The organism is Gulosibacter sediminis (assembly GCF_014904065.1).
In the GTDB taxonomy this organism is placed as follows: Bacteria; Actinomycetota; Actinomycetes; order Actinomycetales; family Microbacteriaceae; genus Gulosibacter; species Gulosibacter sediminis.
Genome location: NZ_JACXJG010000014.1, coordinates 19,866 through 45,795, shown reverse-complemented (window position 1 = coordinate 45,795; position 25,930 = coordinate 19,866). Strand labels below are relative to the sequence as shown.

Here is a 25,930-nt window from a genome sequence, read left to right as displayed (position 1 = left end):
GCCGAGCCAGCCGGGCAGCACCGTGAGATAGAACCAGCCGAGCAGCGAGAACGCGACGAGCTGGAACACCGAGTTGATGGCGACGAGCACCGCCNNNGTCGTTCCAGATCACGACCATGGCGATGCAGCGGGCGAGGCCGACGATGATGAGGCCGGTGCGGTATTCGGGCAGGTCGGGTAGGAAGATCCAGGCGAGCGCGAACATCACGGCCGGGCCGACGAGCCAGTTGAGCACGAGCGACGAGACGAGGAGCTTGCGGTCGCCGGTGACTGCGGCGATGCGGTCGTAGCGCACCTTCGCGAGCACCGGATACATCATCACGAGCAGACCGATGCCGATCGGCACCGAAATGCCGCCGACCTCGAGCCGGTGCAGCGCATCCGACAGCGCCGGGATGAACCGGCTAATGAGCNACCATCGCGAGGCCGATCCACAGGGGCAGGAAGCGGTCGAGATTCGAGAGGCGGGCGGGTGTCTGGGGCGCGGGGGTGACCTGGGTGGCCGTCATGCGAGCAGCTCCTCGACCTTCGCCGTGATGACGCCGCGTGGGTGTGCGCCGATGAGCACGTCGACGCGCTCACCGTCCTTGTAGAAGCTGAGGGTGGGGATCGAGGTGACGCCGGCGGCCGTCACGGTGTCAGGGTTTGCGTCGGCGTCGAGTTTGACGATCTTGACGCGGCCGTCGTACTCGGCGGACACGGCGTCGAGAATCGGCGCGATGGCCTTGCAGGGGGCGCACCAGGTGGCCCAGATGTCGACCACGACGGGGATGTCGGATTCGAGGACGTCGTGCTGGAAGGTCGCGTCAGTGACTTCGGTGACGGTCATGGCGGGGCTCCTCGGGAGGGCGGTGAGACAGCCGGACGCTGTTTCGACGTGTGTCTATATTGGCGTGCATCGAAACAGTTTGTCAACCGATAATGCGACAGTTTTCGAACCGGTGCAGGCAATGGCGGCGGCGTGGCCCCGGGGGTCGCCCGCAGTGGATCAGCCGCGCGTTGTGCTACCGCGGGTCGTCGAGGGAGCGGATGAGGTGGTGGACGCGGGTCTCGATCTCGTCGCGGATCGCCCGGACGCCCTCATCCGAGGCGAGCGCCGGGTCGCCGAGCGGCCAGTCTTCGTAGTGANGCCCATCGTGATCACCACGTCCGCCGCTCGCACCGCGTCGTCGGTGAGGGGCTTCGGGTACGCGGCGTCGGTGCCCGCCTGGCCCGCGATCTCGACGAGCAGCGGATGCAAGTTCGCGTGGATCTCCGCGGCCGGTCGCGAGCCTGCTGAGCGGGCGATGATCGCGCCGCCCGACTCGCGCTCGAGCAGGGCGGCGGCGGGCTGCGAGCGGCCAGCGTTGGCGACGGAGGCGAAGAGGACCTGCGGCACGGTGGAGTGGTGCTCGCGCGCGAAGTCGGTGATGCGCTGTCGGGAGAAGCGCTCGGTCAGTGCGACGAGCTGGTGTGCAGACGGTTGAGATTGGGCAAGCTGTGCGTACGAATCATGAACCATCGTGGCCGCGAATTCGGGGCTGAACTGGGGGAACTCGGCTGCAAGCTTGTTTGCGAGGTTGGTGGCGACCCCGGCACCGATCGCGTTGTCGATGTTCATGCTGCGGGTTCCCTCGGCGGGCTGAACTCAATCTGTTGGCGAGTGCCGAGTCGGTGATCGAGACGACCGGATCCGGGCCTGCGGGACTCGCGGGGGAAGGAAAGGGCGTATCGCCTGACATTGATCAGAATCGATATGAGCGTAGATCGTGGCGCGCACGGGGCAACGTGGCGCCGCGCCGCGGCGGGGCGCAGGGCCGGTGAGACAATGGGGGCTGTCGCACTGATCCGACTTCCGCGGATCCCGAAGAAGGAGCACCGGAGAACTTGGAGACGACCCCGACCAACGCGCAGCCCGTCGAGCAGCCCTCCCCGAACGCGCAGGAGGTGCTTCGCCGCGCATCCCACGCGCCGGCACCGCGCACCCTCATCGACATCCTCCGCGCGACGGCCGCGGAGCATCCGGAGGCCTCGGCGATCGACGACGGTTCGGCCGCGCTGAGCTACGGCCAGCTGCTCGACGAGGTCGAGGCGATGGCGGCGACCCTCCGCGAGGCGGGAGTCCGCCCCGGCGACCGCGTCGGCGTGCGCGTCGACTCGGGTTCGCAGCAGCTCTACATCGCGATCCTCGGCATCATGCGGGCCCGCGCGGCGTACGTGCCGGTCGACGCCGACGACACCGAGGAACGCGCGACGCTCGTGTTTGGTGAGGCCCACGTTGCCGGCATCATTGGCAACGAGGGCTACGTGCCGAGCGAACGTGAGCTCGGTGGCGTCGAACCGCCCGAGACGCCGATCGACTCGGCCGACCCGGCCCTCGAAGAGGACGCCTGGATCATCTTCACCTCTGGCTCGACGGGCGTTCCGAAGGGCGTCGCCGTGACGCACCGCTCGGCCGCCGCCTTCGTCGACGCTGAGGCGAATATGTTCCTCCAGCAGGATCCGCTCGGCCCCGGCGACCGCGTGCTCGCCGGTCTCTCGGTCGCGTTTGACGCGTCGTGTGAGGAGATGTGGCTTGCGTGGCGTCACGGCGCCTGCCTCGTGCCCGCCCCGCGCGCGCTCGTGCGCTCGGGCGAGGACCTCGCGCAGTGGCTCGTGCGCCAGAGCATCTCGGTGGTCTCGACCGTGCCGACGCTCGCCGCGATGTGGCCTGCCGAGTCGATCGAGAACGTGCGCCTGCTCATCTTCGGCGGCGAAGCCTGCCCGCCCGAGCTCGCCGCCCGCCTCGTCGCGGAGGAGCGCGAGGTCTGGAACACCTACGGCCCGACCGAAGCAACCGTCGTCTCGTGCGGCTGCCAGCTCGACGGCGTCTCGCCGATCAGCATCGGCCTGCCGCTTGACGGCTGGGACCTCGCCGTCGTCGACGCCGAGGGCAACCGTGTGGCCCCGGGCGAACAGGGCGAGCTCATCATCGGCGGTGTCGGCCTCGCCCACTACCTCGACCCCGCCAAAGACGCCGAAAAGTACGCACCCATGCCGTCGCTCGGCTGGGAGCGCGCGTACCGTTCGGGCGACCTCGTGCGCTTCGAAGACACCGGCCTGATGTTCCTCGGCCGCGCCGACGACCAGGTCAAGGTCGGCGGCCGCCGCATCGAGCTCGGCGAGGTCGAGAACGCGCTGCAGGACCTCCCCGGCGTAACCGCGGCCGCGGCCGCCGTGCGTAAGAGCGAGGCCGGCGTCGCCGTGCTCGTCGGCTATCTCGTCGTCGAGGGCAACGGCGGCGAGCTCGACCGCGCGCACGCCCGCGACTACCTCGCCTCGCGCCTCGCGGCCGGCGTCATGCCGCTGCTCGCGGTCGTCGACGAACTGCCCATCCGCACCTCGGGCAAGGTCGACCGCGCCGCGCTGCCATGGCCGATTCCCGGCGCCGGCGCGGGGGAGGGACTCGACGCGAACCCCGACCTCACCGACGCCGAACGTTGGCTCGGCGAGCAGTGGCAGGCCGTTCTCGGCGTGCCGGTGCCGTCGGTGACCGCCGACTTCTTCGACCTCGGCGGCGGTTCGCTCGCCGCGGCGCAGCTCGTGTCGCGCATCCGCACCCGCGTGCCCGAGTTCACCGTGGCCGACATCTACGACGTGCCGCGCCTCGCCGCGATGGCGAAGGCGGTCGCCGCGACCGACGCGAACGCCGACCCCGACAGCTACCACCAGCCCAGGCCGACGCCGAAGCGCACGCAGTGGGCGCAGACGCTCGCGGGCATTCCGCTGTTCATCGCGAGCGGCGTGCGCTGGCTGCTGTACCTGCTCACCGCGACCACGATTCTGAACGCGATCGACCCGGTCGCGTTTGCCGTGCTGCCTGAAGTCTCGTGGTGGGTGCTCATCATCGGCCTCGTGATCGTGTCGACCCCGTTCGGTCGCATGTCGATCGCCGTGCTTGTTGCCCGGCTGCTGCTCGCGGGCGTCAAGCCTGGCGACTATCCGCGTGGCGGCGGCGTGCACATGCGCCTCTGGCTCGCCGAACAGTTCGCGACGCAGATCGACGCGGTCGGCCTCGCCGGTGCCCCCTGGGTGTCGGTGTACGCCCGCCTGCTCGGCGCGAAGGTCGACAAGGAGGTCAGCCTCCACTCGCTGCCGCCGATCACCGGCATGCTCGAGGTCGGCCGCGGCAGCGCCATCGAACCCGAGGTCGACCTCACCGGCTACTGGATCGACGGCGATCTGCTGCGCCTCGGCGGCGTGCAGATCGGCAACAACGTCACGGTCGGCGCGCGCTCGACGCTCGCGCCCGGCACCCGCGTCGACGACGGCGCCGAGATCGCACCGGGCTCGGCCGTGTTCGGCCGCGTGAAGTCGGAGCAGCTTTGGGCGGGCTCGCCCGCAGTGCGCATCGGTGGCGCGAAAGACTCGAAGAAGCGCAAGGCGCTCGAAGGTTGGCCGAAGGGCGTCGCCCCGCAGCGGCCGATCTGGAAGGTCGCCTACGGCATCTCGTCGGTCGGCCTCGCGCTGCTGCCGTTCGTCGCCTTCACGGTCGGCGCGCTGGTACTCGTGCAGGGCATCCGCGGTGCCGAGACGCTGCTCGGCGCGTTCGGTGGTGCGATGGCGTGGCTCGTGCCCGCCGTGCTTGCCGCCGGCGTCGTCTACGCGGGCGCCGTCGTCGTGCTTGTGCGCCTGCTGTCGATCGGGATGCGCGAGGGCACCTACCCGGTGCACAGCCGCCAGGGCTGGGCGGCCTGGACCACCGAGCGCCTGCTCGACGCGGCTCGCAACTTCCTCTTCCCCCTCTACTCGAGCCTGTTCACACCGATTTGGCTGCGGATGCTCGGGGCCAAGGTGGGCAAGAACGTCGAGGCCTCGACGGTACTGCTGCTGCCGAAGATGGCGCGCATCGACGATGGCGCGTTCCTCGCCGACGACACGATGGTGGCCTCGTACGAGCTGCACCGCGGCTGGCTGCGTATCGGCCAGGTACGCATCGGCAAGAAGGCGTTCCTCGGTAACTCCGGCATGGCCGGCCCCGGCCACAAGGTGCCGAAGAACTCGCTCGTCGCGGTGCTCTCGGTCGCGCCGTCGAAGGCGAAGTCGGGCTCGTCGTGGCTCGGCTCGCCGGCGACCCGCCTGCGGCGTGTGACGCAGGATGGCGACGACGAGCGCACGTACAACCCCGGCGGCCGCCTGCGCATTGCGCGCACGCTCTGGGAACTCTGTCGCATCGTGCCGGTGTTCGTCACCTGCGGGCTTGGCGTCGCGGTGCTGTTCACGTTCGCCTGGCTGTGGGAGACGACGGGCCCGCTGTGGACCCTTCTCCTCTCAGGTGTCGTCATGCTCGTCGCCGGCGGCGTTGCGGCGCTCATCACCACCGTCGCAAAGTGGACGATCGTCGGCCCGATCCGCGTCGGCGAGCATCCGCTCTGGTCGAGCTTCGTGTGGCGCACCGAGGTGAGCGACACATTCACCGAGATGCTCGCCGCGCCCTGGTTCGCGCGTTCGGCCATCGGCACGCCCGCGATGGCGGTGTGGCTACGCTCGCTCGGAGTGAAGGTCGGTCACGGTGTCTGGTGCGACACCTACTGGCTGCCCGAGCCCGACCTCGTCACGCTCGGTGACGGCTCGACCGTGAACCGCGGCTGCGTCGTGCAGACGCACCTGTTCCACGACCGCATCATGAGCATCGACAGGGTCGAGCTCGGCGCGGGCGCAACGCTCGGCCCACACAGCGTGGTGCTTCCCGCTGCGCGCATCGGCGACCATGCCACGGTCGGCCCCGCGTCGCTCGTGATGCGTGGCGAGACGGTGCCCGTTGGCTCGCGCTGGAGCGGAAATCCCATCGGCCCGTGGCGTGCCGTGAAGGTGCGCGCCTACCAATCCACCAACTAACCGCGCTCGCGCGCTGAGATTCTCCGAATGAAGTCACTTTCGACGCTACCTACCGCTTTTCCGCACCCCTACATGCCCGACTCCGGCGACGGCCGGTACTCGGTCGAGCACTACGAACTCGAGCTCGATTACACCCCGCGCACGAACCGGCTCGAGGGTACCGCGACCCTGCGCATCCTCGTGCTCGAGGCGACGAAGTCGCTGCGGGTCGACCTGCACGCGCTCAAGGCGTCGAAGGTGAGGGTGCGCGGCAAGCTACACAAGCAGTTCACACAGGATCGCCGCAGCGTGCAGCTCAAGTTTGGTGACCGGCTCGCGGCGGGGGCCCGCTTCGAGGTTGAGATCGAGTACGGGGGCCGGCCTGGCCCAGTGCGCTCGAAGTGGGGGCAGATTGGCTGGGAAGAGCTCGAGAACGGCGCCCTCGTCGCCTCGCAGCCGACCGGTGCGCCGACCTGGCTCCCCTGCAACGACCGCGTGGACGACCGCGCCACCTACGACATCGCCTTCACCTGCGACAAGGATTTCTTCGTCGCGGCGACCGGCAAGCCGGGGCGTGTGTCGTCGCGCGGCGGCAAGCGCACGTGGCGCTTCGCGAGCTCGGTGCCGACGGCGACCTACCTCGTCGCCGTGCACGTCGGCGAGTACCGCGAATACAAGCTCGGCGCGGGCCGCATCGTCACGCCGCCCGCTCAGTGGCCGCGCGTGCGCCAGGCGTTCTCACCCATGCCGAAGATGGTCGAGGTGTTCGAGGACTGGTTCGGTCAGTACCCGCAGGTCGACCTCACGACGGTCGTGACTGAGGAAGAACTCGAGATTCCGCTCGAGGCGCAGGGCATGGCGACGTTCGGTGTGAACCACTGCGCGGCCGACGAGCAACGGCTCATTGCGCACGAGCTCGCGCACCAGTGGTTCGGCAACAGCGTCGACATTCGCCAGTGGGCCGACATCTGGCTCAACGAGGGCTTCGCCTGTTACGCCGAATGGGTGTGGTCGGAGGCAGCGGGCGGCCAGACCATCGCCGAGTGCGCGGAGCATCACTACGCGCAACTTGTGCGCGAGCGGCAGGACTTGGTGCTTGCCGATCCGGGTGAGCGGCAGTTGTTCGACGACCGCGTCTACAAGCGCGGCGCCCTGCTGCTCGAGTCGCTGCGGCGCACGGTCGGCGACGACGTGTTCCGGGCCGTGCTGCGGCGTTGGGCTTCGAAGTATCGCCACCGACTCGTTGGCACGGAAGATTTCCTCGCGGTGGTCGAGGAAGTCGCGGGCATTCCGACGCAGGCCGACCTATGGAAGGCGTGGCTCCACGAGAAGCCGGTGCCGCCGCTGCCTCCCGTGTCGCCAGCGACGCCTCCGACCCCGGCAGCCCCTCTGCCGCCCACTACCTCCGCGTAGCGACGGTCCACCGCGCGCAGAGCGCCACGACGATCGGCCGGGAGTCGGTTTCGGCCGCGTCCGGCACGGTGGGCAGCGTGACGTGCTCGAGGTCGTAGCCCGCCGTATCCGCCCGCTGCCAGTCACCGCGTAGGCCCGTGCCCTTCGCCTTCGCGACGGACTCAAGGGCGGTCCAGGCCCGGATGCTCGAGTCCGGGCAGTCGGGCAGGGCCTCGGCAATCGCGGCCCTGGTTCGGGGAGAGTNCGGCCTCGGCGTCGATGCCGAACTCGGCAACGCCGATGGGCGCCACCGCGGCGACCGCCACGCCGGCGGCATAGCTCACGCTGACGCGCGGGATGCGCTCGCGCGTGGAGGCGATGACTCGCAGCGGGCCATGCTCGCGGCTGCCGCAGACGGCGCACGCCTGCGTAAAGGCGATGTCGCCGAAGTCGGGCGNAGCAGCCCGCGCAGCAGACCGCGGGCGATCTCACGCCGCGGCGCGCCCGCCGTCGTCGCCCAGGCGAGGCGGGCGCCGCCAGGCGTCTTGAGCTGCTGCGTCTCCACGCGAGCATCGTACGCGTCAGGCGGCGACGAGAACCCCGCCGAGCGCGATGCCAGCGACGAGCACGGTGGCTGCGGCGGCGAGGGCGAACGGTCGGGCGCCGACCTTGCGCAGCTGCGCGACGCGCACGCCGCAGCCGAGGCCGAACATCGCCGCCGCGAGGAGCACCGTCTGCAGTTGCCCGGCGAGGTCGAGGGCCATGGTCGGCAGTGGCAAGAACGAGCGCAGCAGCACCGCGGCGAGAAACCCGACGATGAACAGCGGCAGAATCGGCGGCAGTTTCGGCGCCGACTGCTCGGCGTGGGCTGCGGCCTCTCGCCGGGCGCGGATGCTCAGCACGGCCATGACCGGCGCGAGCAGCAGCACGCGCGCGAGCTTCACGAGCACGGCGACCGTGAGCGCGCTACCGCCAACGATGCCGCCGATCGCCACGACCTGCGCGATTTCGTGGGTCGAACCGCCGGCCCACATACCGGCCATGCGCGCATCCAGACCGAGCAGGGTCGCTAGGCCGGGTACCGCGAAGATCATGATCGTGCCGAAGATAACGACGAGGGCAACCGCGGTGACCGTGTCTTGTTCGTGCTCGTCGTCGGGGTCGGTGACGCCGGCGGTGCCCGCGACCGCAGCGGCGCCGCAGATTGAGAAGCCGCAGGCGATGAGGAGACGCAATTGCCGCGGCACGCCGAAGAGACGACCGAGCGCGAGCGTGCCGAAGATGCCGCCGCCGACGATGGCGAGCACCACGACCAGTATCGGGCCCCCGAGGGCGACGATGTCGCCAAGCACGAGCTGCAGGCCGAGCAGCACGATGCCCGCCCGCAACAGGTGCTTCGCGGCGAAGCTGATGCCCGGCTCGAGCGGCGCGCGAATGAGGCCCGTGTTCGCCGCGACGACGCCGAGGATGATCGCGAGCAGCATCGCGCTCAGCCCGGGTACGAGCATCCCCACCGCCATCGACACCATCGCGGCCGCGACCGCGATGACCGTGCCGGGCACTGCTGAGCGGATGCGAGGGGCGAGGGCGGACTGGGCTGGTGCGTCGACGGTGGTGGAGGCCATGTCGTCGATGTTTCCGCGCCGTGTGCCCGCACGGTAGAGGCACCTTTCGGCAGGGGTACCGGTGCGTCTTGTAACGGGCTTTCGCGGGCGCCCTGTGGATTGCCGAGCGGATTCGCTAGCGTCGAGACATGTCGAACGTCGCCAAGTCCACCGCCAAAGATGCCGCACATCAGGTGCAGCGGCAGCCTGCCTATCGCGCCCTCGTCAAGATCGGGGTGTTCGCCTACGGCCTCATGCACCTCGTTATCGCGTGGCTGGCGCTGCGGGTCGCGTTCGGCGACAACAGCGCGGATGCCTCCAACACCGGCGCGCTCAAAGAACTTGCGAAGACGCCCCTCGGTGGTGTGTTGCTCTGGGTCGTGGGCATCGGCTTCATCGCGCTCGTCGTGTGGCAGCTCGTCGCCGGGTTCGTGGGCTACCGCGAGTTCGATGGCGGCAAGCGCCTTCGCAAGCGACTCGGCGCGTTCGCCCGCGCCGTGCTCTACGCGGTGCTCGCGGCCTCGTCGATCGCGGCCGCGCTCGGCGGCGGCTCGGGTGGCGGTGGCGGCGAGGAGTCACTCACGTCGCGGCTCATGTCGATGCAGTTTGGTCCCTGGCTCGTCGCGGCGGTCGGCCTCGGCGTTGTCGCGGTTGGCGTCGCTCAGATCGTCAAGGGCATCTCGGGCAGGTTCAACGAAGAGCTCGAGACCGAGCTCACCGGCACCACCCGCTGGCTCGCTGGCGCGGGCTGGATCGCGAAGGGCATCGCCATTTCGCTCATCGGCGGCCTGTTCATCGCTGCCGCGATCGCCCACGACCCCGAGGAGGCTGGCGGCATGGACGAGGCGCTCACCGCGCTCACGCAGCAGCCGTTCGGCGTCGCCCNGCTCGTCGCGCTCGCGGTCGGTATCGGTTGCTTCGCGCTGTGGTGCTGGTACCTCTTGCGCCACGCGAAACACGCGTAAACCCCCGCGCCAAACTGAGTTGGGCGCGGGGGTCTGGGGCCGAGCGGGCGCTAGGCGGCGACCGGTGCGCGCGTCGTTGCCTCGGCCGTCGCTGCCTCGGCGGGCTCGACCTCGGCGGGTGCGATGCCGCGTCGGCCGCGAACGGTCGTGCCGATGAAAGCAAGTGCGAGTCCGAACGCGACCCAGCCCGCCAGGGTCCACCATTGCTGCGAGGTGTCTGCCGAGGGGAAGTAGCTCAGTGAACGCAGCAGCCAGTTCGAGGCGCCGGGCACGAGGAACTGACCGATGGCACCCCATGGCTCGACGAGGAACTGCCACGGCATCGCGGCGGCCGAGAGCGGGTTGCCAATGAGGAACGTCACGAGCGCGCCGGCGCCGATGCCTGGCGTGCCGAGGAGCGTCGCGGCACCAACGATGAACGTCGACGACGCGAGAATCGACAGGCCGATCGCAAGCGAGTTCACCCCGAAGTTGCCCTGAAGATACTCGAACCAGGTCTGCAGCACGAAGGTAATGATGAGCGCGGCGCTCGCGCTGAACAGGGAGACGGTGGCGAGGCGCCGCCACAGGCCCTTGATCGACAGCGCCGTGAGCACGCCGCCAAGCATGCCGCCCATCGTAAGGGGGAATGCCGACGCGGCGAGGCCGGAGCCTGCCGCATCTGATGCCGCGAGCGGCACAAGCTCGGTCACGACGACCTGCGGCGCCATGCTCGCATCGCCGCCGGCGGCGGTCACCTGCTCGGTGAGCTGGGCCTGCAGCTGGGTCGCGACGCCGTTGAGCAGCTGGGTGGCGACGGCGCTGCCGGCGGATGCAGTGAGCACCTCGGGCGCGCCGGATGCGCTGATCACAATCGCGCCGTAAGTGTCGCGGCCCTCGACCTGGGCCACGGCCTCGTCGCGGTCGCCGGCGCGGACGAAGTCGATGGCACCGTCGGCCTGGGTTGCGACTGCGTCTTCGATCGCGGAGACGGCCGAGTCGGGGCTCTCGGCCGGGTCGATCTACTCGCACTTCTCGAGCAAAACCGAACTGTTTCGGCACGTGGCAGCTGAGCTCCTCGAAGATCGAGCGACCTCGATCGGAGACGCGGCGAGAACCGCCGGGCGCATGGTGACCCCGCGCGAGATCTTCCTCAACTACGCACCGAAACTGCCGATCATGAACGTGCCGCAAGTGTTGCTCCAGGTGTGGGCGGAGGTGCTCAACGACCCCGAGCTGCGGCAACTGATGGCCGGTAACCTCGCGCTGCTCGAGCAGCACCTCACCGAATTGCTGCTGCCCTGGGGCGAGGAAAAGTATGGCGAAGAGGCTCCTCAACGCGTCGCGGTCGAGATCGAGGCGTTGCTGACGACTGCGCAGGGCATCATCGTGCGTTCGGCCTTGCTGCCGGGCGCCGATGTCGGCGCCCTCCACCAGCGGCTCGCGCCGAGATTCGACGCCGAGTAAGCGGGGCAGTCTCCGGCGAGGCGCGGGCGCCCGAAGTCGTGGGAATAGATGCGCGCCGTCGTGGATTGCATTCTCTCGGGCCGCGCTGTCGGCCCGCCCCTTCCGCCTGACTTTTAGGACCACATTCGTGACCACCATCGGTTACATCGTCGGCAGCCTCTCGAGCACGTCTATTAACCGCGCGCTCGTCGAGGCGATCGCGAAGCTCGCGCCGGAGGGCGTCGAGTTCCGCGAGATCGAGATCAAGAACCTGCCGTTCTACTCACAGGACCTCGAGGCCGAGTTCCCCCAGGTCGCGACCGACTTCAAGCAGGCGATTGGCGACGTCGACGGCGTGCTCATCGCGACGCCCGAGTACAGCCGCTCGATCCCCGGCGTGCTGAAGAACGCGTTCGACTGGTCGACCCGCCCCTACGGCAACATGTCGTTCAGCGGTCGCCCCGTCGCCGTCATCGGTGCCTCGGGCGGCCCGATCTCGACCGCCGCTGCGCAGCAGCACCTCCGGGCAATCATGGGTCATTTCAACGCGATCGTCATGGGCCAGCCCGAGGGCATGATCCAGATGACGCCGGGCCTCATCGACGAGCACGGCGAGATCACGAACGGCGGCACCAAGGAGTTCCTGACCGCCTACCTCGGCGCGTTCATCTCACTCATTGAGCGCGTGCAGAAGGCGAACGCCTAGGCGCCTCCTCGACGCGGCGACGGCCCGCGGTGACTCGCGGGCCGTCGCCGTTTTCGGTGCATTCTGGTTGGACTTGTGGGCGCACGACGGGAATACTGGTCGGAGTCGACAGGAGCCCCATGAGCCACGCGAATTCGTCTGCGACGACCGCCGCCATCCCGCGCTGGCTGAGGGTGATCCTTCCCGCCTCGATCATCCTGCTCTGGTTACTCGGGGCGAGCATCGGAGGCCCGTACTTCGGCAAAGTGAGCGAGGTCTCGTCGAACGATCAAACCGCCTACCTACCCGACTCAGCGGACGCAACGCGGGTGCAGGAACTTGCGAGCGGCTTCACCGACGACGACGTGCTGCCGGCGGTGGTCGTGTTCACGTCGTCCACCGAGTTGGATGCGCAGCAGCTCGACACTCTTCAGGCCGCGGTGGCCGACTTGTCGCAGCTCGACGCGGTGCCCGACGACATTTCGCCGCTGATGCCCTCCGACGACGGCCTCGCGGCGCAGGCATTCGTACCGATCTCGGCCGACGCCGAGGTCGGTGACGTCGTGGCCGAACTCTCCGAGCGGCTCGAGGCCGCCGCGCCCGCGGGAGTCACGGCCTACGTCACCGGCCCGGCCGGGTTCACAGCCGACCTCAGCGCGGCGTTCTCGGGCATCGACGGCGTGCTGCTGCTCGTGGCGCTCCTCGCTGTCTTCGTCATCCTCATCGTCGTCTACCGCTCGCTCCTGCTGCCGATCGCGGTGCTTGCGACGAGCGTGTTTGCGCTCACGGTCGCCCTGCTCACCGTCTGGTGGCTCGCGAAGGCAGGCGTGCTGATGTTGAGCGGCCAGACCCAGGGCATCCTGTTCATTCTCGTCATCGGCGCCGCGACCGACTACTCCCTGCTCTATGTCTCGCGTTTCCGCGAAGAACTGCGCCACACGAACGACAAATGGCGGGCCACCAAGAACTCGCTCCGCGGTGCCTTCGAGCCGATCCTGGCCTCGGGAGGCACCGTCATCGCGGGCCTGCTGTGCCTGTTGCTCAGCGACCTCAAGTCGAACAGCGCCCTCGGCCCCGTAGCGGCGATCGGCATCGCCTTCGCGATACTCGCCGCGCTTACGCTGTTGCCAGCCTTGCTCTATGCGTTCGGGCGAGCAGCGTTCTGGCCGCGCCGCCCGAAGTACGAGCCGGAGCACGCCACCGGTGCCGACGCCGCGGCGGTCGAGGCCGTGACTGGCGGCTGGGCTGGCCTCGGCCGCCGCATCCAGCGCCGCCCGCGGGCGGTTTGGGTTGTCTCCTCGCTCGTGCTGCTCGCCGGCGCGCTCGGCGTGACCCAGCTGCAGGCGCACGGCGTGCCCCAGTCCGACCTCGTGCTTGCGAGCTCGGATGCGCGCGACGGCCAAGCGGCGCTCGGCGAGCACTTCCCGGGCGGCTCGGGGAGCCCGGTGAACGTCATCGTCGAGGCCGACTCGCTGCAGCAGGCGGCCGACGTGCTGCTCGCTCACGACGGCATCGCGAGCGTCAGCGTCGCGAGCGGCGACAGCGTATCCGGCTCCGCGCTGGTCACGGCCGACGGTATCTCGGCGGCGGGTCCGCCCGGCACACCGACGCCCGAGCCGACCGTCGTCGACGGCCAAGTGTTGCTGCAGGGCACGCTCACGGACGCGGCCGACTCAGCCGCCGCCGAGGCAACCGTGACCGAAATTCGGGCCGCCTACGCCGACGCCGGCCTTGACGCGCTCGTCGGCGGCGTCACCGCGACGGCCATCGACACGAACGCGGCGTCGATTCACGACCGCAACCTCATCATTCCCGCAGTGCTCTTGGTGATCCTGCTCATCCTCATGCTGCTGCTGCGGTCAGTGCTCGCGCCAGTCCTGCTCGTGCTCACGACCGTGCTGTCGTTCTTCGCCGCGCTCGGTGTCGCGGCGCTCGTGTTCAACGAGGTGTTCCACTTCCCTGGCGCCGACGCGGCCGTGCCGCTCTATGGCTTCGTGTTCCTCGTCGCGCTCGGCATCGACTACAACATCTTCCTCATGACGAGAGTGCGCGAGGAGACGCTCCGGTTCGGTACCCGTGCGGGCATCCTGCGGGGGCTTGCCGCCACGGGCGGTGTCATCACCTCGGCGGGCCTCGTGCTCGCCGCAACGTTCGCGGCGCTCGCCGTCATCCCCATCCTCTTCCTCGCCCAAATCGCGTTCATCGTGGCGTTTGGCGTTCTGCTGGATACCTTCTTAGTACGCGCTGTGCTCGTGCCTGCGCTCTTCACTGACGTCGGACGTGCCGTCTGGTGGCCGTCGAAACTCGCTCGCAAGGATATTCAATGACGGATCGATACGTAATCGCGGGTGCATCCGGCCTGATCGGGCGGACGCTCACCGAGTCGCTGCAGCATGACGGCGCGACCGTCATTCGGCTCGTGCGCCGGCCCGCCGAGTCGCCCGACGAGGTGCAGTGGCTCGCGAACTTCGAGCCGCTCGACCCGAGCATCCTTGTCGGCAGCAAGGCCGTCATGAACTTCTGCGGCGCGAGCATTGGCCGCCTGCCGTGGACACCCGGGTACGCGACCGAACTGCGGCGCTCGCGGCTGCGCCCGACCCGCGTGCTTGCCGACGCGCTGCGCGCCCTCGGCAAGGAGGCTCCGGCGTTCATTTCTTCCTCGGCCGTCGGCTTCTACGGCGACCAGCCGGGTGCCACCCTCGACGAACGGGGCGCGCCCGGTGACACGTACCTCGCTCGGCTCTGCGCGCAGTGGGAGGCGGCGGCCCTGCTTGCGGGGCCGGATGCGCGGGTGGCGCTGCTCCGTACGGCGCCGCTCGTGCACGCTGACGGAGTGCTCAAGCCGCTGCTCACGCTGACGAAGCTCGGGGTGAGCGGACCGCTCGGCAGCGGAAACCAGGTCATGCCGTGGATTTCGCTCGAGGACGAGGTGCGGGCTATTCGCCACATCATCGACAAGGGGCTCACCGGCCCCGTGAATCTCACCGGCCCGACCCTGGCGACTTCGAACGACCTCGGGCGCGCCCTCGCGCAACGGCTGCGGCGCCCCTACGTGCTGCCGGTGCCGAAGTGGGGCCTGCGGACGGCACTCGGGCGCCGGGCCGCGGACTCGCTGCTGCTTGCCGACGCGGCCGTGCAGCCAACCCGGCTCGTCGAGAGCGGGTTCGAGTTCGAGCATCCGACGGTAGCGGAAGCGGTAGCCGCGGCAGTGCCCGCGCGCGGCTAGGCCGCTACTCGCGCTTGCGGCCGTCGAGCGCCCACGCCGTCGCCATGACGACGAGCCCCGCGAGCGGCACGACGAGCAGGGCGAGCCGAAGCGAGGCGTGATCGGCGACGAACCCGACGAGCGGCGGCGAGAGCAGGAAGCCGAGGCGTAGGAGCCACGACACGAGCGTGAGGCCGGTGCCGGGGCGAAAGCCGGGCAGCTCATCCGCCCGGTGCATCGCGGCCGGGATGAGCGTCGCCACGCCGAAGCCGGCGGCCGCGAAGCCCGCGATCGTGCCTGGCACGGTCGGGAACCAGAGCGCGAGGCCCATGCCGGCGAAGGTGAACGCCCCACCGGCGAAGGCGACGGCGCGCTGACCGAAGCGGTCGGTGAGCGGGTCGCCGAGGATGCGCCCGACGAACTGCGCGCCGACCAGCGCGATGAAGCCGAGCGCGGCGAGCGACTCGGGCGCGCCGAGCGAGTCGGAGAGATAGAGGGCGGCCCAGGATGAGCCCGCGTCCTCGACCGTCGCGCCGGCGATGGCGATGAGCACGAGCATGAACAGCGTGACGTAAACGCGCGGGCCCGGGCGGGCTGCCGCCGGGCGAACCACCTCGACGCCCTGCGTATCGAGCTCGACCTCGGTATCGCGCCCCGGCAAGAGAGAGCGGTAGGCCACGAGCGCGACGGCGGCGAACAGCACCACCGAGATGCCGAGGTGCAGCGCGAGCGGCACCCGCAGCGCGATCGCGGCGGCCGACATCGCGCCGCCGATCACCGAACCGATCGACCAGATCGCATGGAAGCTGTTGATGATCGACTTGCCGTAGCGGCGCTGCACCCGCAGGCCGTGCGTGTTCTGCGCGACGTCGGTGACCGCATCCATCGCCCCGCCGAAGGCGAGTGCCGCGACGAACAGCGCGAGCGTCGGCGACGCGCCGGCGGCGAGGACGCCAACGCCGGTGGTGATGGTTCCGGCAACCGCGACCTTGCCCGAGCCGAAGCGGCGGATCAGCGCCCCGGCCGCGAGCCCCGCAAGAATTGCGCCGAGGGGATACGCGATGACCGCGAGCCCGTAGACGGCGTTGTCGAGGCCGAGCTGCGCCTTAATCTCGGGGAAGCGCGGCACGATGTTCGCGAAAATCGCGCCGTTCGTGAGGAACAGGGCGCCGACCGCGCGGCGAGCCCGCGCATCCTCGGGGAGCGGGATGGCGGGATTCGGCGTCATGCCCGCGATCGTATCTTCCGGGTGTTTCGGCACACGGGGTGGACCCAGGAACATTGAGGGAACGTCGACCGATCGGGCGTAGCTTGGCACCCAAGTTCCCAACGAGAGCAAGGTGCAACCATGTCTATCGACCCCATCTCCGAGCCACTGCCGAACGTCGACGCGCCACCGCACGTGCCCGATGTCGTCAGCGACCCCGCCGAAAACATTGAGCCCGGTTCCGACTGGGCCGACGAGGGCGGCGCCGTCGAGAAGGGCCACGACGGCGACTGAGCCCGCTGCGAATGAGCGTTAGGTGAGCAGCGCCGCGAGCGCCTCATCGGTAGCAGCAATGGCCTCGCGGTCGAAGGTACTCGAACTCACGAGCAGCCCCTCGGCGCCGGTGCGGGCGACGAGTTGCTCGAGCCGTTCGGCGACGTCGTCGGCCGTGCCCGCGATGCCGCGGCGTACCTGTCGCGCGAGTTCCTGCTGCAGCTTCGCACCGGCGGCGGCACGCAGGCGGTGCACCTCCTCGACCGGCTGCAGTGCGCGAAACTCGCCGACATTGCGCGAGTCGGCGAGCGCCCACGCCTCGGGGAGGAGCAGTTCACGGGCGCGCTCGCGCGTCGACGCGATCATGACATCGACGTTGGCAATGAGGCGAGGCTCGGGGGCGTCCTCGCTCGGCACGTAGTTGCTGCGGTAGGCCTCGAGCGCCTCGGCATTGTCGAGTAGCGAGCCGCCGACGATCACCGGCAACCCGAGTTCGGCCGCGAGCGTGAGGCCACCCCGAATCGCGAGCAGATAGATCGGCGGCGCCGCGACCCGTGGCATCGTGCGCACCGGTCCCCCGCCGCGGACGAGCGCGCGCACCTGGGCAATCTCGTTGCGGTACTCCTCGTCGGTCACGCGCATCCGGCCGAGTGCCTCGCGCACCGCGGGGATGAAGCCGAGCGAACCGCCGAGCCCAAGGTCCACGCGACCCGGATGCAGTGCCTCAAGCAGCGCCGCCTGCTCGGCAATGACGAGCGGGCGGTGGTTCGGCACCATGATGCCGCCGGTGCCGAGGCGGATGCACCGTGTGTGCGCGCCGATCGAGGCGAGCAGCAGGCCCGGTGTCGCGCTCGCGATGCCGGGCACGCTGTGGTGTTCGGCGACCCAGAAGCCGTCAAACCCGAGCTCGTCGGCGCGCACAGCGCGGTCGACCGTTGCCGCGACAGTCTGCGCATCCGTGTCGCCGACGCGCGTTCGAGTGCGATCGAGCAACGAGATCTGCATGAGGTTCCTTTCACCGGGCTTCCCAGAGGGCAACGGAGTTTGCGCGATGAAATTCCGCGCGGTGCCGCGCCCCTCTGGGCGTCGAGGCTCCGTGTCGGATGCTCGTCGTATGTTGGCACGGCAGCATCAAGCGAACACGAGAGGCCACGTGCGTATGTCGAACTCTGCAGCGCCGCGAACCGAAGTCATCGTCGTCGGCAGCGTCAACGTCGACCTCACCGCGACGGGCACGCCGGTGCCGAGCGCGGGTGAGACCCGCACCGGCGACCGCTTCGCCATGGGGCTCGGCGGCAAGGGGGCGAACCAGGCCGTCGCGGCCGCGCGGGCGGGGGCGTCGACGAAGTTCGTCGGCTGCGTCGGCGGCGACACCTTTGCCGTCGTCGCGATGCACGCGCTGCGCGAGGCTGGCGTCGATCTTGGCGAGCTGCACGAGGTCGACGCCACGACCGGCGTTGCGCACATTCGCGTCGACGCGGCGAGCGGCGACAACTCGATCTTCGTGATTCCCGGGGCGAACGCCGCCCTCACCCTCGAGCGGGCCGTAGCGAGCCTGCGGGCGGTGGCCAGCGAGGGCGCCGTCGTGCTGCTGCAGCTCGAGGTACCGCTCGAGACGGTGGTTGCCGTCGCGGCCGAGGCCACCGAGCTTGGCCTGACCGTCGTGCTCGACCCGGCCCCCGCCCGCGAGCTGCCGGCGTCGCTGTGCCGCGACGTCGAGGTGGTCACCCCGAACGAGCATNGAGGCCGGGCTGCTCTCGGGCATTGAGGTCACCGACGACGCCTCCGCCGAGCGAGCCGGGCGCTGGTTCCTCGAGCGCGGCGTGCGCGTGGTCCTCATCACCCGCGGCGCGGCCGGGGCGAGCCTCGTTACCAGCGCCGGAGCCGAGCACCTCGCCACGGTCGCCGTCGACGCCGTCGACACGACCGCGGCAGGCGACTCGTTCGCGGGCCACCTTGGCGCCGCGCTCGCGGCGGGCGGGGAACTGCGCGAAGCGGTCACGCGGGCACTTGCGGCCGGCTCGCTCGCGGCGACGCGAGTCGGCGCATCCGAGTCGATCCCGACGCGCGACGAGGTCGACCGCGCGCTCGCGGCGCGACGCTAGCGGCCATCCAGGCTGCGCGTACTCGCCACTCCTACACTGGCCCCGAGCGATGGGAGGCCGCATGGTCGAGCAGAATACCAATGAGCACAAAGGGCGCGGACGCCCGCGCCTGAGCCTCGGCATCAGCCGCATTCAGCGCACGTTCGCCGACCCGCGCCGGGCCGACGCATCGAATCCCTCGTACGTGGAGTGGCTCAAGCGGCACTCGATGCTTGGCGACGCGAATGTTATGGCGCGGGGGTTGTCGGGTCAGGCGAGCATGTGGCGCAACGCGTACGCCGTGCCCGACGCGCGCCGCGCGCTCGACCAGGCCTCCGTGTGGTTCACGACCTACCCGAGCGCGATGATCACGGAGCCGGGGGAGTCGTTCCTCGCGACCCTCGGCAACGAGGAACTCTGGCGCGCGTTCGCTCGCGTCGGCATCGGTGCGATTCACACGGGGCCGACGAAGATCGCCGGCGGCATCGTCGGCTGGCAGACGAGCCCGAGCGTCGACGGCCAGTTCGACCGCATTTCAACGCGCGTCGACGGCGCGTTCGGCACCGAAGAGGAATTCCAGCGGCTCACCGACCGGGCCGAGGAGTTCGGCGGCATCGTCATCGACGACATCGTGCCTGGCCACACCGGCAAGGGCGCCGACTTCCGCCTCGCCGAGATGGGGTACAAGGAGTATCCCGGCATTTTCCACATGGTGAACATCCCCGAGGAATTCTGGCACCTGTTGCCCGAGTTGCCCGAGGGTGAGGACTCGGCGAACCTCAGCCCCTCGGCCGAGGCGGCGCTCGCCCGCGAGGGGCTCATCATTGGCTCGCTGCAGCGCGTCATCTTCTACCAGCCCGGCGTGAAAGAGACGAACTGGAGCGCGACGGGTGAGGTGCTCGGCGTCGACGGCGTCACGCGCCGCTGGGTCTACCTGCACTACTTCAAGGCGGGGCAGCCCACCATCAACTGGCTTGACCCCACGTTCGCCGGCATGCGCCTCGTCATCGGCGACGCGCTGCACTCGCTCGGCGACCTCGGGGCGACGGCGCTGCGCCTCGACGCCAACGGTTTCCTTGCCGCCGAGCGCTCAGTCGACGGCCGGCCGGCGTGGTCGGAGGGGCACCCGCTGTCACACGCCGCCAACCAGTTCATCGGCAGCATGATTCGCAAGGTCGGCGGCTTCTCGTTCCAGGAACTCAACCTTGCGGTCGAAGACATCCGCGACTCGGGCGCAGCCGGCGCTGACCTCTCGTACGACTTCATCACTCGTCCGGCGTACCAGCACGCCCTGCTCACCGGCGATACCGAATTTCTGCGGCTGACGCTGCGCACCTCGCTCGAGTACGGCGTCGAGCCCGCGAGCCTCATTCACGGAATGCAGAACCACGACGAGCTCACCTACGAGCTCGTGCATTGGACCTCACGTCACGGTGCCGACACCTACATCTTCCGCGACCAGGAGGTTGCCGGTGCCTCGATCGCGGCGACCGTGCGACACGAACTCACCGAAAAGCTCACGGGTGGTGAGATCGATTACAACCTCGTGTTCACGACGAACGGCATCGCCTGCACGAGCGCGACTGTCGTAGCCGCGTCGCTCGGTGTGCAGCGGCTCAACGACATCGACGACGAACTTACGGCGCGCATCCGCGAGGGCCACTTGCTCCTGGCGAAATATAACGCCTGGCAGCCAGGCGCGTTCGCGCTCTCGGCGTGGGATGTGCTCGGTGCGCTGACCGTGCCGCAGCAGGCGGTCGACGAACTGATCGACGGCGGCGACACGCGTTGGATCGAGCGCGGCGCGGTCGACATCATGAATGCGAACCCCGAGGCCGAGGCATCCGAGGCGGGGCTACCACGCGCCCGCACGCTCTACGACTCGATTCCCGAGCAGCTTGACGACGATGAGTCATTCCTCAGCGAACTTTCGCGGGTCATCCAGGTGCGCGAGCAGCACCGCCTGCCCCAGGCGAGCCAGGTCGACGTGCCCGAGGTGTCGCATCCTGGTCTGCTCGTGCTCGTGCACCGACTCGACGAGGGCAATCCAAACCAGCTCGACGCGCAGATGCAGGTGACGGTGCTGAACTTCTCGCACGAGCCGGTGTTCGGCATCGTGCGCTCCGACGAGCTGCCGACCCGCAGGCTCGTGACCGATGCGGTGAGCCGCGAGGTCATCGGCCGCGTCGACGACCTGCAGAGCTTCCCGGTACAGATCGCACCGATGGAGGGTCTGTTCCTGCTCATCGGCGGCGACGAGACGCCGACGTCAGCAATTCCGGTCGTGACGTCGGTGATGCTCGCCGAGCGGGGTGGGCAGGCCGGCTAAGGCTAGGCCTGGTGCGGCACGACGACGGCGCGGCCCGAGAGCTTGCCGTCGTGGAGGTCGTGGTAGGCCTGCAGTGCGTCGGCCATCGCGTAGCGCTTCACCTCGGGCTTGATCTGGCCGTTGCGGTAGAGCTCGGCGACCTCGTAGAGCTCCTCGATCGTGCCCCAGTAGGTGTTCGTGAGCTCGGCCTCGTAGGGGTTCGAGTAGAACGACCAGCTCACCTCGCCGCCGGCGATGCCAACGATCGTGATGCGGCCACGGCGGGCGACGACCTGCTGCGCCGTCTCGATGGTGGGTTTGACACCGACGAAGTCGAACACCGCATCCACGCCCTTGCCGCCGGTGAGCTCGCGGATTCGCTCGACCTGACCCTCGCCGCCGGGTACCGTGACGGCGCCGTTGCGCTCGGCTTCGGCCATCGCCTCGGGCTTCATGTCGGTCGCGATCACGGTGGCGCCGGTGATGGCGCGGAGGATCTGCACGGCCACCTGGCCGAGGCCGCCGAGGCCGATGACGAGCGCGGTCTTGCCGCCACCTGCGAGCTTCGGCAGCGCGAGCTTGATGGCGTGGTACGGCGTGAGTCCGGCGTCCGACAGTGGCGCGGCGTCAATGGGGTCGGCGTCGCCGAGCGGCACGAGGTTGCGGGCGGGCACGACGAGGTATTCGGCCATGCCACCGTCGCGGCCGAGGCCAGACGCGAGGTACGGCATCGTGGCGACGTTGTCGCAGTAGGTGTCCTGCCCACGGCTGCACGCGGCGCAATGGCCGCAGCCGATGGGGCCGTAGACGAGGTACGCGTCGCCCTTCGTGAACCCGGTGACGCCCTCGCCGACTTCCTCAACCCAGCCGGAGTTTTCGTGGCCGAGCGTGAACTCGGGTTGCATCATGCTCGCGACGGGGAAGTCGGCGTCGTAGTCGCTGAAGACCGCGACGTCGGAGTGGCAGGCGCCCGCGCCGGCGACCTTGAGCAGCACCTCGCCGGGGCCGGGCGTCGGCTTCTCGACGTCCTTGAGTTCGGGGAATGTCTTCCAGTTCGTGAAGCGAACTGCCTTCATGATTTCCTCCTGGGGGCCGCGCCGGGTTCCTGCCTGGAACCGCGTGGGCGTGGCGTTCACGGCAAGTGTAGGTCTGGGAATCTGAATGATTTCGCACGGTCAGGGTTGCAAGTTAGGCTTACCTAATATGACTACCGCGAATGCACAGCAACCCCGCAAGGCCAAGCCCCAGACGGTGCTCGAGGTGGTGCGCACCACCCGGCTCAACGACTGGATGCAGCGGGTCACGCTCGGCGGCCCGGGCTTCGCCGACTTCGTGCCGAACGACTCAACCGACGCCTACGTGAAGCTCGTGTTCGTGAAGCCCGAGCTCGGCCTCACGCCCCCGTACGACATGGCGGTGCTGCGCGAGGAACTTGCCCCCGATGACCGCCCGATCACGCGCACCTACACGATCCGCTCGATCGACGCCGAGGCGGGCACGCTCGACATCGACTTCGTCATTCACGGCGAGGACGGCTACGCCGGCCCGTGGGCCGCGACGGCGCAGCCCGGCGACCAGCTCGTGCTCCTCGGCCCGGGTGGCGGCTACGCACCCGATCCCGCGGCCGACTTCCACCTGCTCGTCGGCGACTCGTCGGCGCTGCCCGCGATTGCGGCCGCGCTCGAGAGCATGCCCGCCGACACCCGGGGCCTGGCGCTCGTCGCGCTCGACCACGATGAAGAGCGGCAGGAGGTCGCGCATCCCGCCGGCGTCGAGCTGCTCTGGCACGTCGAGGAAGGCACCGCGGCCGACACCGAGCGGCTGGCGGGGCTCGTGACGGCGCGCGACTGGCCCGAGGGCGACGTGCAGGTCTTCGCACACGGTGAGCGCGAGACGATCAAGGCGCTGCGTCGCGTATTCCGCGAGCGCGAGGTGCCGCGCGAGCGACTCTCGATCTCGGGCTACTGGGCACTCGGCCGCACCGAGGATCGCTTCCAGGCCGAGAAGCGCGAGCCGATCGGCAAGATCGATTAGCGACGAGTCGGTGGCCGCGCGGCCGGAGCCCGGAGCCGGGCATCCGGGCGCGGCTCAGCCTGCGGGCATAGCGTTTGGGCATGACCGACAACGAACTTGAGCAGCAAACCATTGGCTTCGGCACCTGGCCATTCCAGGACGATGAGGCGACCACCGCGGTCGCGAGCGCGATCGGCGTCGGATACCGCCTCATCGACACGGCGTCGCGGTACGAGAACGAGGCAGCGGTCGGGCGCGGCATCGCCAGGAGCGGCGTGCCCCGCTCGCAGTTGTTTGTGCAGACGAAGCTGCGCGGCAACGACCACGACCGCGTTGGTGACGCGCTGAAGTCGAGCCTCGAGCTCCTCGGGCTCGACTACCTCGACTCGTGGCTCATCCACTGGCCGCTGCCGATGCTCGGTAAGTACGTCGACGCGTTCGAGCAGATGCTGCAGGCGCGCGACGAGGGGCTCGTGCGGAACATCGGCGTCTCGAATTTCTTACCGGAGCACCTCGACGCGCTCGAGGAGCGCACGGGCGAGCGACCCTGGACGAACCAGATTCAGCTCGACCCGGGCCTGCGCCGCGACGATCTCGTCGCCGAACTGCGGGCCCGAGACATCAACATCCAGGCGTGGTCGCCGCTCGCGCGGGGCGACGTCGGGCAGGATGCGGTGGGCGAGATCGCGCGCGCCCGTGGCCTCTCGCCGGCGCAGGTCATGCTCGCGTGGCACTCCGCGATCGGCAGCGTGCCGATCGTGCGCTCGGCGAACACCGACCGCCAACTGCAGAATCTCGAGGCCGTCCGCATCCACCTCGGCGACGACGAACTCGCCGCGATCGCGAAGCAGCCGCAGCGCGAGCTCGGCGACTTCGACCCCCGCACCCACGACGAGCGCTAACCGCGTGGCGGCGCCTGTCCTCGCCGCTTGCCAGCCATTGGGTGCGGTTCTCTCCGGGAGCTGCGGTTGTGGCCNGCATCGTTCGTAGAAAACTGCACCCAATACAACGGCGGCGGATGCGCGGCTGCCGTTAGAGCGCGAAGGAGTCGTAGGGTGCGAGGTCGAGATACTTCGCGCCGACCGACTCGGCGATCTCGCTGAAGCGCGCCGTCGCAAGCTGTTTTCCTGGCAGGGCGAGCAACATCTCGTGCACGCCGAAGGCCCGCTTGGGGCGCACCTGCGCGAGGTAGTCCATCGACTCGGCCATGCGCATCCAGGGCCCGTACTTCGGCACGGCCAGCGCCTGGACGGGCAGCGGCGGTAGATCGTAGGCGTCGCCGCCGTAAGCGAGCTTGCCGTTGATGACGACGAGGTTGTCGATGATCGGAATCGATGAGTGGATCTCGGCGTGCTTGCCGCCGAAGCACGAGATCTTGAATTCGCCGATCTCATAGTTCGCGCCCGGCTTGCCGACGATGACGTTGCGCAGGCCTTCGATGCCAGCGTCTCGGATGCGCTCGGCCGTCGCCGCGGTGGTCACGACAGTCAGGCCGGGGGAGCGCTCGGCAAGCCGCGCGAGCTGCTCGGTCGTCCAGTGGTCATCGTGCTCGTGCGTGATGGCGACGAGGTCGACGAGCGCGGCCTCGGTGATCGGGGTCGTGAACTTGCCCGGATCGATGAAGCACTTGCGGCCGCTCTCCTCGACGAGGATGCAGGCGTGCTCAAGCTTGGTGACTCGCACGGAGTCTTCCTTTCGGATCGCTCGGATTGGCCCAACCTTGGGCCCGAAAAAGGGCAACCTCAGAATTCTCGCACGCCGATTTGACCATGCGCTGAACCATGTGCCAAGATAGACGAGTTGTCAGCGCGGCCCCATCGTTTAGCGGCCTAGGACACCGCCCTCTCACGGCGGCAGCGCGGGTTCAAATCCCGCTGGGGTCACCAACCTGACAAAGCCCGGATCGCAAGGTCCGGGCTTTGTTGGTTTCCACGGCGTGCCTCGAACCCGCTATGGTTTTTTGGCAGGCAGAACGCATAGGGGTGGAAGTGGCCGAAGAGCTAATCACTACGCTCGCGACCCGCGGCGGCAACATTGAACTCCGCGCCGTCGCAGCGACGGACATCGGTGCTGTGCGCGCCGTCAACGAGGACTCCGTCTACACCCGTGCACCGATCTTCCTTGTCGCCGACGGCATGGGCGGCCACCACTACGGAGATCGCGCGAGCCAGGCTATCGGCGCGGCCTTCGACGAGTTGCTGCCCTCGAGCGAGCCGTCGACCCCCGCCGAAATCCTCGCTGTCATCGACGCGGCGAACGACCGCATCCAAAACCTCATCACCGAGGCGGACGGCCCAGGGGCGGTCGCCGGCACGACCCTCACCGGCGTCGCGCTCGTCGAGGTCGCGGCGGGCGACGGCGACGAGATTCTGCCGCACTGGATGATCTTCAATGTCGGCGACTCGCGTGTCTACAGCTGGAATGGCCGCGAGGTCGTGCAGATCACAGTGGACCACTCGGCGGTGCATGAGCTTGTGGCGCTCGGCGTCATCACGCCGGAGGAAGCCCTCGTGCACCCTGACCGCAACGTCATTACCCGCGCCGTTGGGTCGGATACCTTCGTTGACACCGACCTCTGGCTCATGCCCGTGCAGGGCCACCAAGTCTTCATCATCTGCTCCGACGGGCTCACGAAAGAGCTCGAGGACGAGCAGATCTCGGCGACGATTCGGAACCACATCGAGAACACCCACGACAAGGACACGCTCGCGCAGGCGCTCGTTGCGGGGGCGCTGCGGCATGGCGGCCGCGACAACGTCAGTGTCGTGGTGGTTGAGTCGACCGTGGTCGCTCCTGAGGGTGTTGAAGCACCGCCGAGCGCTTCCGCCGAGCCGGGCCAGTGAGACTACGTTCTCGGCGAACGTCGAAAACGACCTACCTGACGAATTTGGGCCGGTTGCTACGATGACGTGCATGCGTGTTCTGCGGCTCCTT

General features: G+C 69.1%; 23 protein-coding genes and 1 tRNA gene. 15 read left to right on the top strand and 9 right to left on the bottom strand.

Annotated features, from left to right (window positions below):
- The 3 genes from ID132_RS15550 to ID132_RS08165 form a co-directional block, all read right to left on the bottom strand.
- On the bottom strand, positions 1–316 hold a 316-nt coding region (locus ID132_RS15550), incomplete at its 3' end, for an arsenic resistance protein (RefSeq protein ID WP_459562461.1).
- Positions 317–505: 189 nt separating this feature from the next.
- Positions 506–829, bottom strand: coding sequence for a thioredoxin (gene trxA / locus ID132_RS08170; RefSeq protein WP_125107827.1), 324 nt, complete (start codon positions 827–829; stop codon positions 506–508).
- Between the two features lie 159 nt (positions 830–988).
- The gene (locus ID132_RS08165) at positions 989–1,501 is read right to left on the bottom strand and encodes an arsenate-mycothiol transferase ArsC (protein ID WP_459562460.1); all 513 of its coding nucleotides are present in this window, start codon (positions 1,499–1,501) and stop codon (positions 989–991) included.
- A 365-nt stretch (positions 1,502–1,866) separates the two neighbouring features.
- On the opposite strand from ID132_RS08165, the gene ID132_RS08160 reads away from it, so the two are divergent.
- Entirely contained in the window at positions 1,867–5,856 is a 3,990-nt protein-coding gene (locus tag ID132_RS08160; RefSeq protein ID WP_125107829.1) for a Pls/PosA family non-ribosomal peptide synthetase, read from the top strand.
- A gap of 27 nt (positions 5,857–5,883) precedes the next feature.
- Positions 5,884–7,248, top strand: coding sequence for a M1 family metallopeptidase (locus tag ID132_RS08155; protein WP_125107830.1), 1,365 nt, complete (start codon positions 5,884–5,886; stop codon positions 7,246–7,248).
- Positions 7,249–7,808: 560 nt separating this feature from the next.
- Here the strand turns inward: ID132_RS08155 and ID132_RS08150 are convergent.
- Positions 7,809–8,852 (bottom strand): YeiH family protein, encoded by a 1,044-nt coding sequence (locus ID132_RS08150; protein WP_125107832.1) that lies wholly within the window; start codon positions 8,850–8,852, stop codon positions 7,809–7,811.
- A 128-nt stretch (positions 8,853–8,980) separates the two neighbouring features.
- Here ID132_RS08150 and ID132_RS08145 point away from each other — a divergent pair, with 128 nt between their 5' ends.
- Entirely contained in the window at positions 8,981–9,796 is an 816-nt protein-coding gene (locus tag ID132_RS08145) for a DUF1206 domain-containing protein (RefSeq protein ID WP_193128320.1), read from the top strand.
- A 50-nt stretch (positions 9,797–9,846) separates the two neighbouring features.
- Here ID132_RS08145 and ID132_RS08140 read toward each other — a convergent pair whose 3' ends face one another.
- Positions 9,847–10,686, bottom strand: a complete 840-nt coding sequence (locus ID132_RS08140; RefSeq protein ID WP_125107834.1) for a hypothetical protein — start codon at positions 10,684–10,686, stop codon at positions 9,847–9,849.
- A 34-nt stretch (positions 10,687–10,720) separates the two neighbouring features.
- Here ID132_RS08140 and ID132_RS08135 point away from each other — a divergent pair, with 34 nt between their 5' ends.
- The 4 genes from ID132_RS08135 to ID132_RS08120 all read left to right on the top strand — a co-directional run bounded on the left by ID132_RS08135 (position 10,721) and on the right by ID132_RS08120 (position 15,132).
- On the top strand, positions 10,721–11,242 hold the full coding sequence (locus ID132_RS08135; RefSeq protein WP_125108047.1) for a TetR/AcrR family transcriptional regulator: 522 nt from the start codon (positions 10,721–10,723) through the stop codon (positions 11,240–11,242).
- 127 nt (positions 11,243–11,369) lie between these two features.
- Positions 11,370–11,927: an NADPH-dependent FMN reductase gene (locus ID132_RS08130; RefSeq protein WP_125107835.1), complete on the top strand. Its 558-nt coding sequence runs from the start codon at positions 11,370–11,372 to the stop codon at positions 11,925–11,927.
- Positions 11,928–12,046: 119 nt separating this feature from the next.
- Positions 12,047–14,233: an MMPL family transporter gene (locus ID132_RS08125; RefSeq protein ID WP_125107836.1), complete on the top strand. Its 2,187-nt coding sequence runs from the start codon at positions 12,047–12,049 to the stop codon at positions 14,231–14,233.
- Positions 14,230–15,132 carry a TIGR01777 family oxidoreductase gene (locus tag ID132_RS08120; protein ID WP_125107837.1) on the top strand — a complete coding sequence of 301 codons (903 nt, stop codon included), beginning with the start codon at positions 14,230–14,232 and terminating at the stop codon, positions 15,130–15,132. The genes ID132_RS08125 and ID132_RS08120 overlap by 4 nt, the downstream gene beginning before the upstream one ends.
- A gap of 4 nt (positions 15,133–15,136) precedes the next feature.
- Here ID132_RS08120 and ID132_RS08115 read toward each other — a convergent pair whose 3' ends face one another.
- Positions 15,137–16,339 (bottom strand): MFS transporter, encoded by a 1,203-nt coding sequence (locus ID132_RS08115; RefSeq protein ID WP_193128319.1) that lies wholly within the window; start codon positions 16,337–16,339, stop codon positions 15,137–15,139.
- A gap of 120 nt (positions 16,340–16,459) precedes the next feature.
- Between ID132_RS08115 and ID132_RS08110 the strand changes: the two genes are divergently transcribed.
- Entirely contained in the window at positions 16,460–16,612 is a 153-nt protein-coding gene (locus ID132_RS08110) for a hypothetical protein (protein WP_193128318.1), read from the top strand.
- 18 nt (positions 16,613–16,630) lie between these two features.
- On the opposite strand, the gene ID132_RS08105 is transcribed toward ID132_RS08110, so the two are convergent.
- On the bottom strand, positions 16,631–17,596 hold the full coding sequence (locus ID132_RS08105) for an MsnO8 family LLM class oxidoreductase (RefSeq protein ID WP_193128317.1): 966 nt from the start codon (positions 17,594–17,596) through the stop codon (positions 16,631–16,633).
- On the opposite strand from ID132_RS08105, the gene ID132_RS13890 reads away from it, so the two are divergent.
- The 3 genes from ID132_RS13890 to treS all read left to right on the top strand — a co-directional run bounded on the left by ID132_RS13890 (position 17,595) and on the right by treS (position 21,004).
- Entirely contained in the window at positions 17,595–18,359 is a 765-nt protein-coding gene (locus tag ID132_RS13890) for a PfkB family carbohydrate kinase (protein ID WP_459562459.1), read from the top strand. The genes ID132_RS08105 and ID132_RS13890 overlap by 2 nt on opposite strands.
- The gene (locus ID132_RS13885) at positions 18,331–18,696 is read left to right on the top strand and encodes a PfkB family carbohydrate kinase (RefSeq protein ID WP_328743960.1); all 366 of its coding nucleotides are present in this window, start codon (positions 18,331–18,333) and stop codon (positions 18,694–18,696) included. The genes ID132_RS13890 and ID132_RS13885 overlap by 29 nt, the downstream gene beginning before the upstream one ends.
- A 61-nt stretch (positions 18,697–18,757) precedes the next feature.
- A complete protein-coding gene (gene treS, locus ID132_RS08095; RefSeq protein ID WP_193128316.1) occupies positions 18,758–21,004 on the top strand; it encodes a maltose alpha-D-glucosyltransferase in 2,247 nt (748 codons plus the stop codon).
- A 2-nt stretch (positions 21,005–21,006) separates the two neighbouring features.
- Here the strand turns inward: treS and ID132_RS08090 are convergent, their stop codons facing one another.
- Positions 21,007–22,059: an NAD(P)-dependent alcohol dehydrogenase gene (locus ID132_RS08090; RefSeq protein ID WP_193128315.1), complete on the bottom strand. Its 1,053-nt coding sequence runs from the start codon at positions 22,057–22,059 to the stop codon at positions 21,007–21,009.
- A gap of 127 nt (positions 22,060–22,186) precedes the next feature.
- On the opposite strand from ID132_RS08090, the gene ID132_RS08085 reads away from it, so the two are divergent.
- Together ID132_RS08085 and ID132_RS08080 are read left to right on the top strand one after the other, a co-directional pair.
- Positions 22,187–23,017: a siderophore-interacting protein gene (locus ID132_RS08085; protein WP_125107843.1), complete on the top strand. Its 831-nt coding sequence runs from the start codon at positions 22,187–22,189 to the stop codon at positions 23,015–23,017.
- Between the two features lie 80 nt (positions 23,018–23,097).
- Entirely contained in the window at positions 23,098–23,898 is an 801-nt protein-coding gene (locus tag ID132_RS08080) for an aldo/keto reductase (RefSeq protein WP_193128314.1), read from the top strand.
- 130 nt (positions 23,899–24,028) lie between these two features.
- Here the strand turns inward: ID132_RS08080 and ID132_RS08075 are convergent, their stop codons facing one another.
- On the bottom strand, positions 24,029–24,679 hold the full coding sequence (locus tag ID132_RS08075; protein WP_193128313.1) for an MBL fold metallo-hydrolase: 651 nt from the start codon (positions 24,677–24,679) through the stop codon (positions 24,029–24,031).
- A 127-nt stretch (positions 24,680–24,806) separates the two neighbouring features.
- Here ID132_RS08075 and ID132_RS08070 point away from each other — a divergent pair.
- Both ID132_RS08070 and ID132_RS08065 read left to right on the top strand, forming a co-directional pair.
- Positions 24,807–24,882 (top strand) — tRNA-Glu (locus tag ID132_RS08070).
- Between the two features lie 102 nt (positions 24,883–24,984).
- Positions 24,985–25,839, top strand: coding sequence for a PP2C family protein-serine/threonine phosphatase (locus ID132_RS08065; RefSeq protein WP_193128312.1), 855 nt, complete (start codon positions 24,985–24,987; stop codon positions 25,837–25,839).
- Positions 25,840–25,930 lie beyond the last annotated feature (91 nt).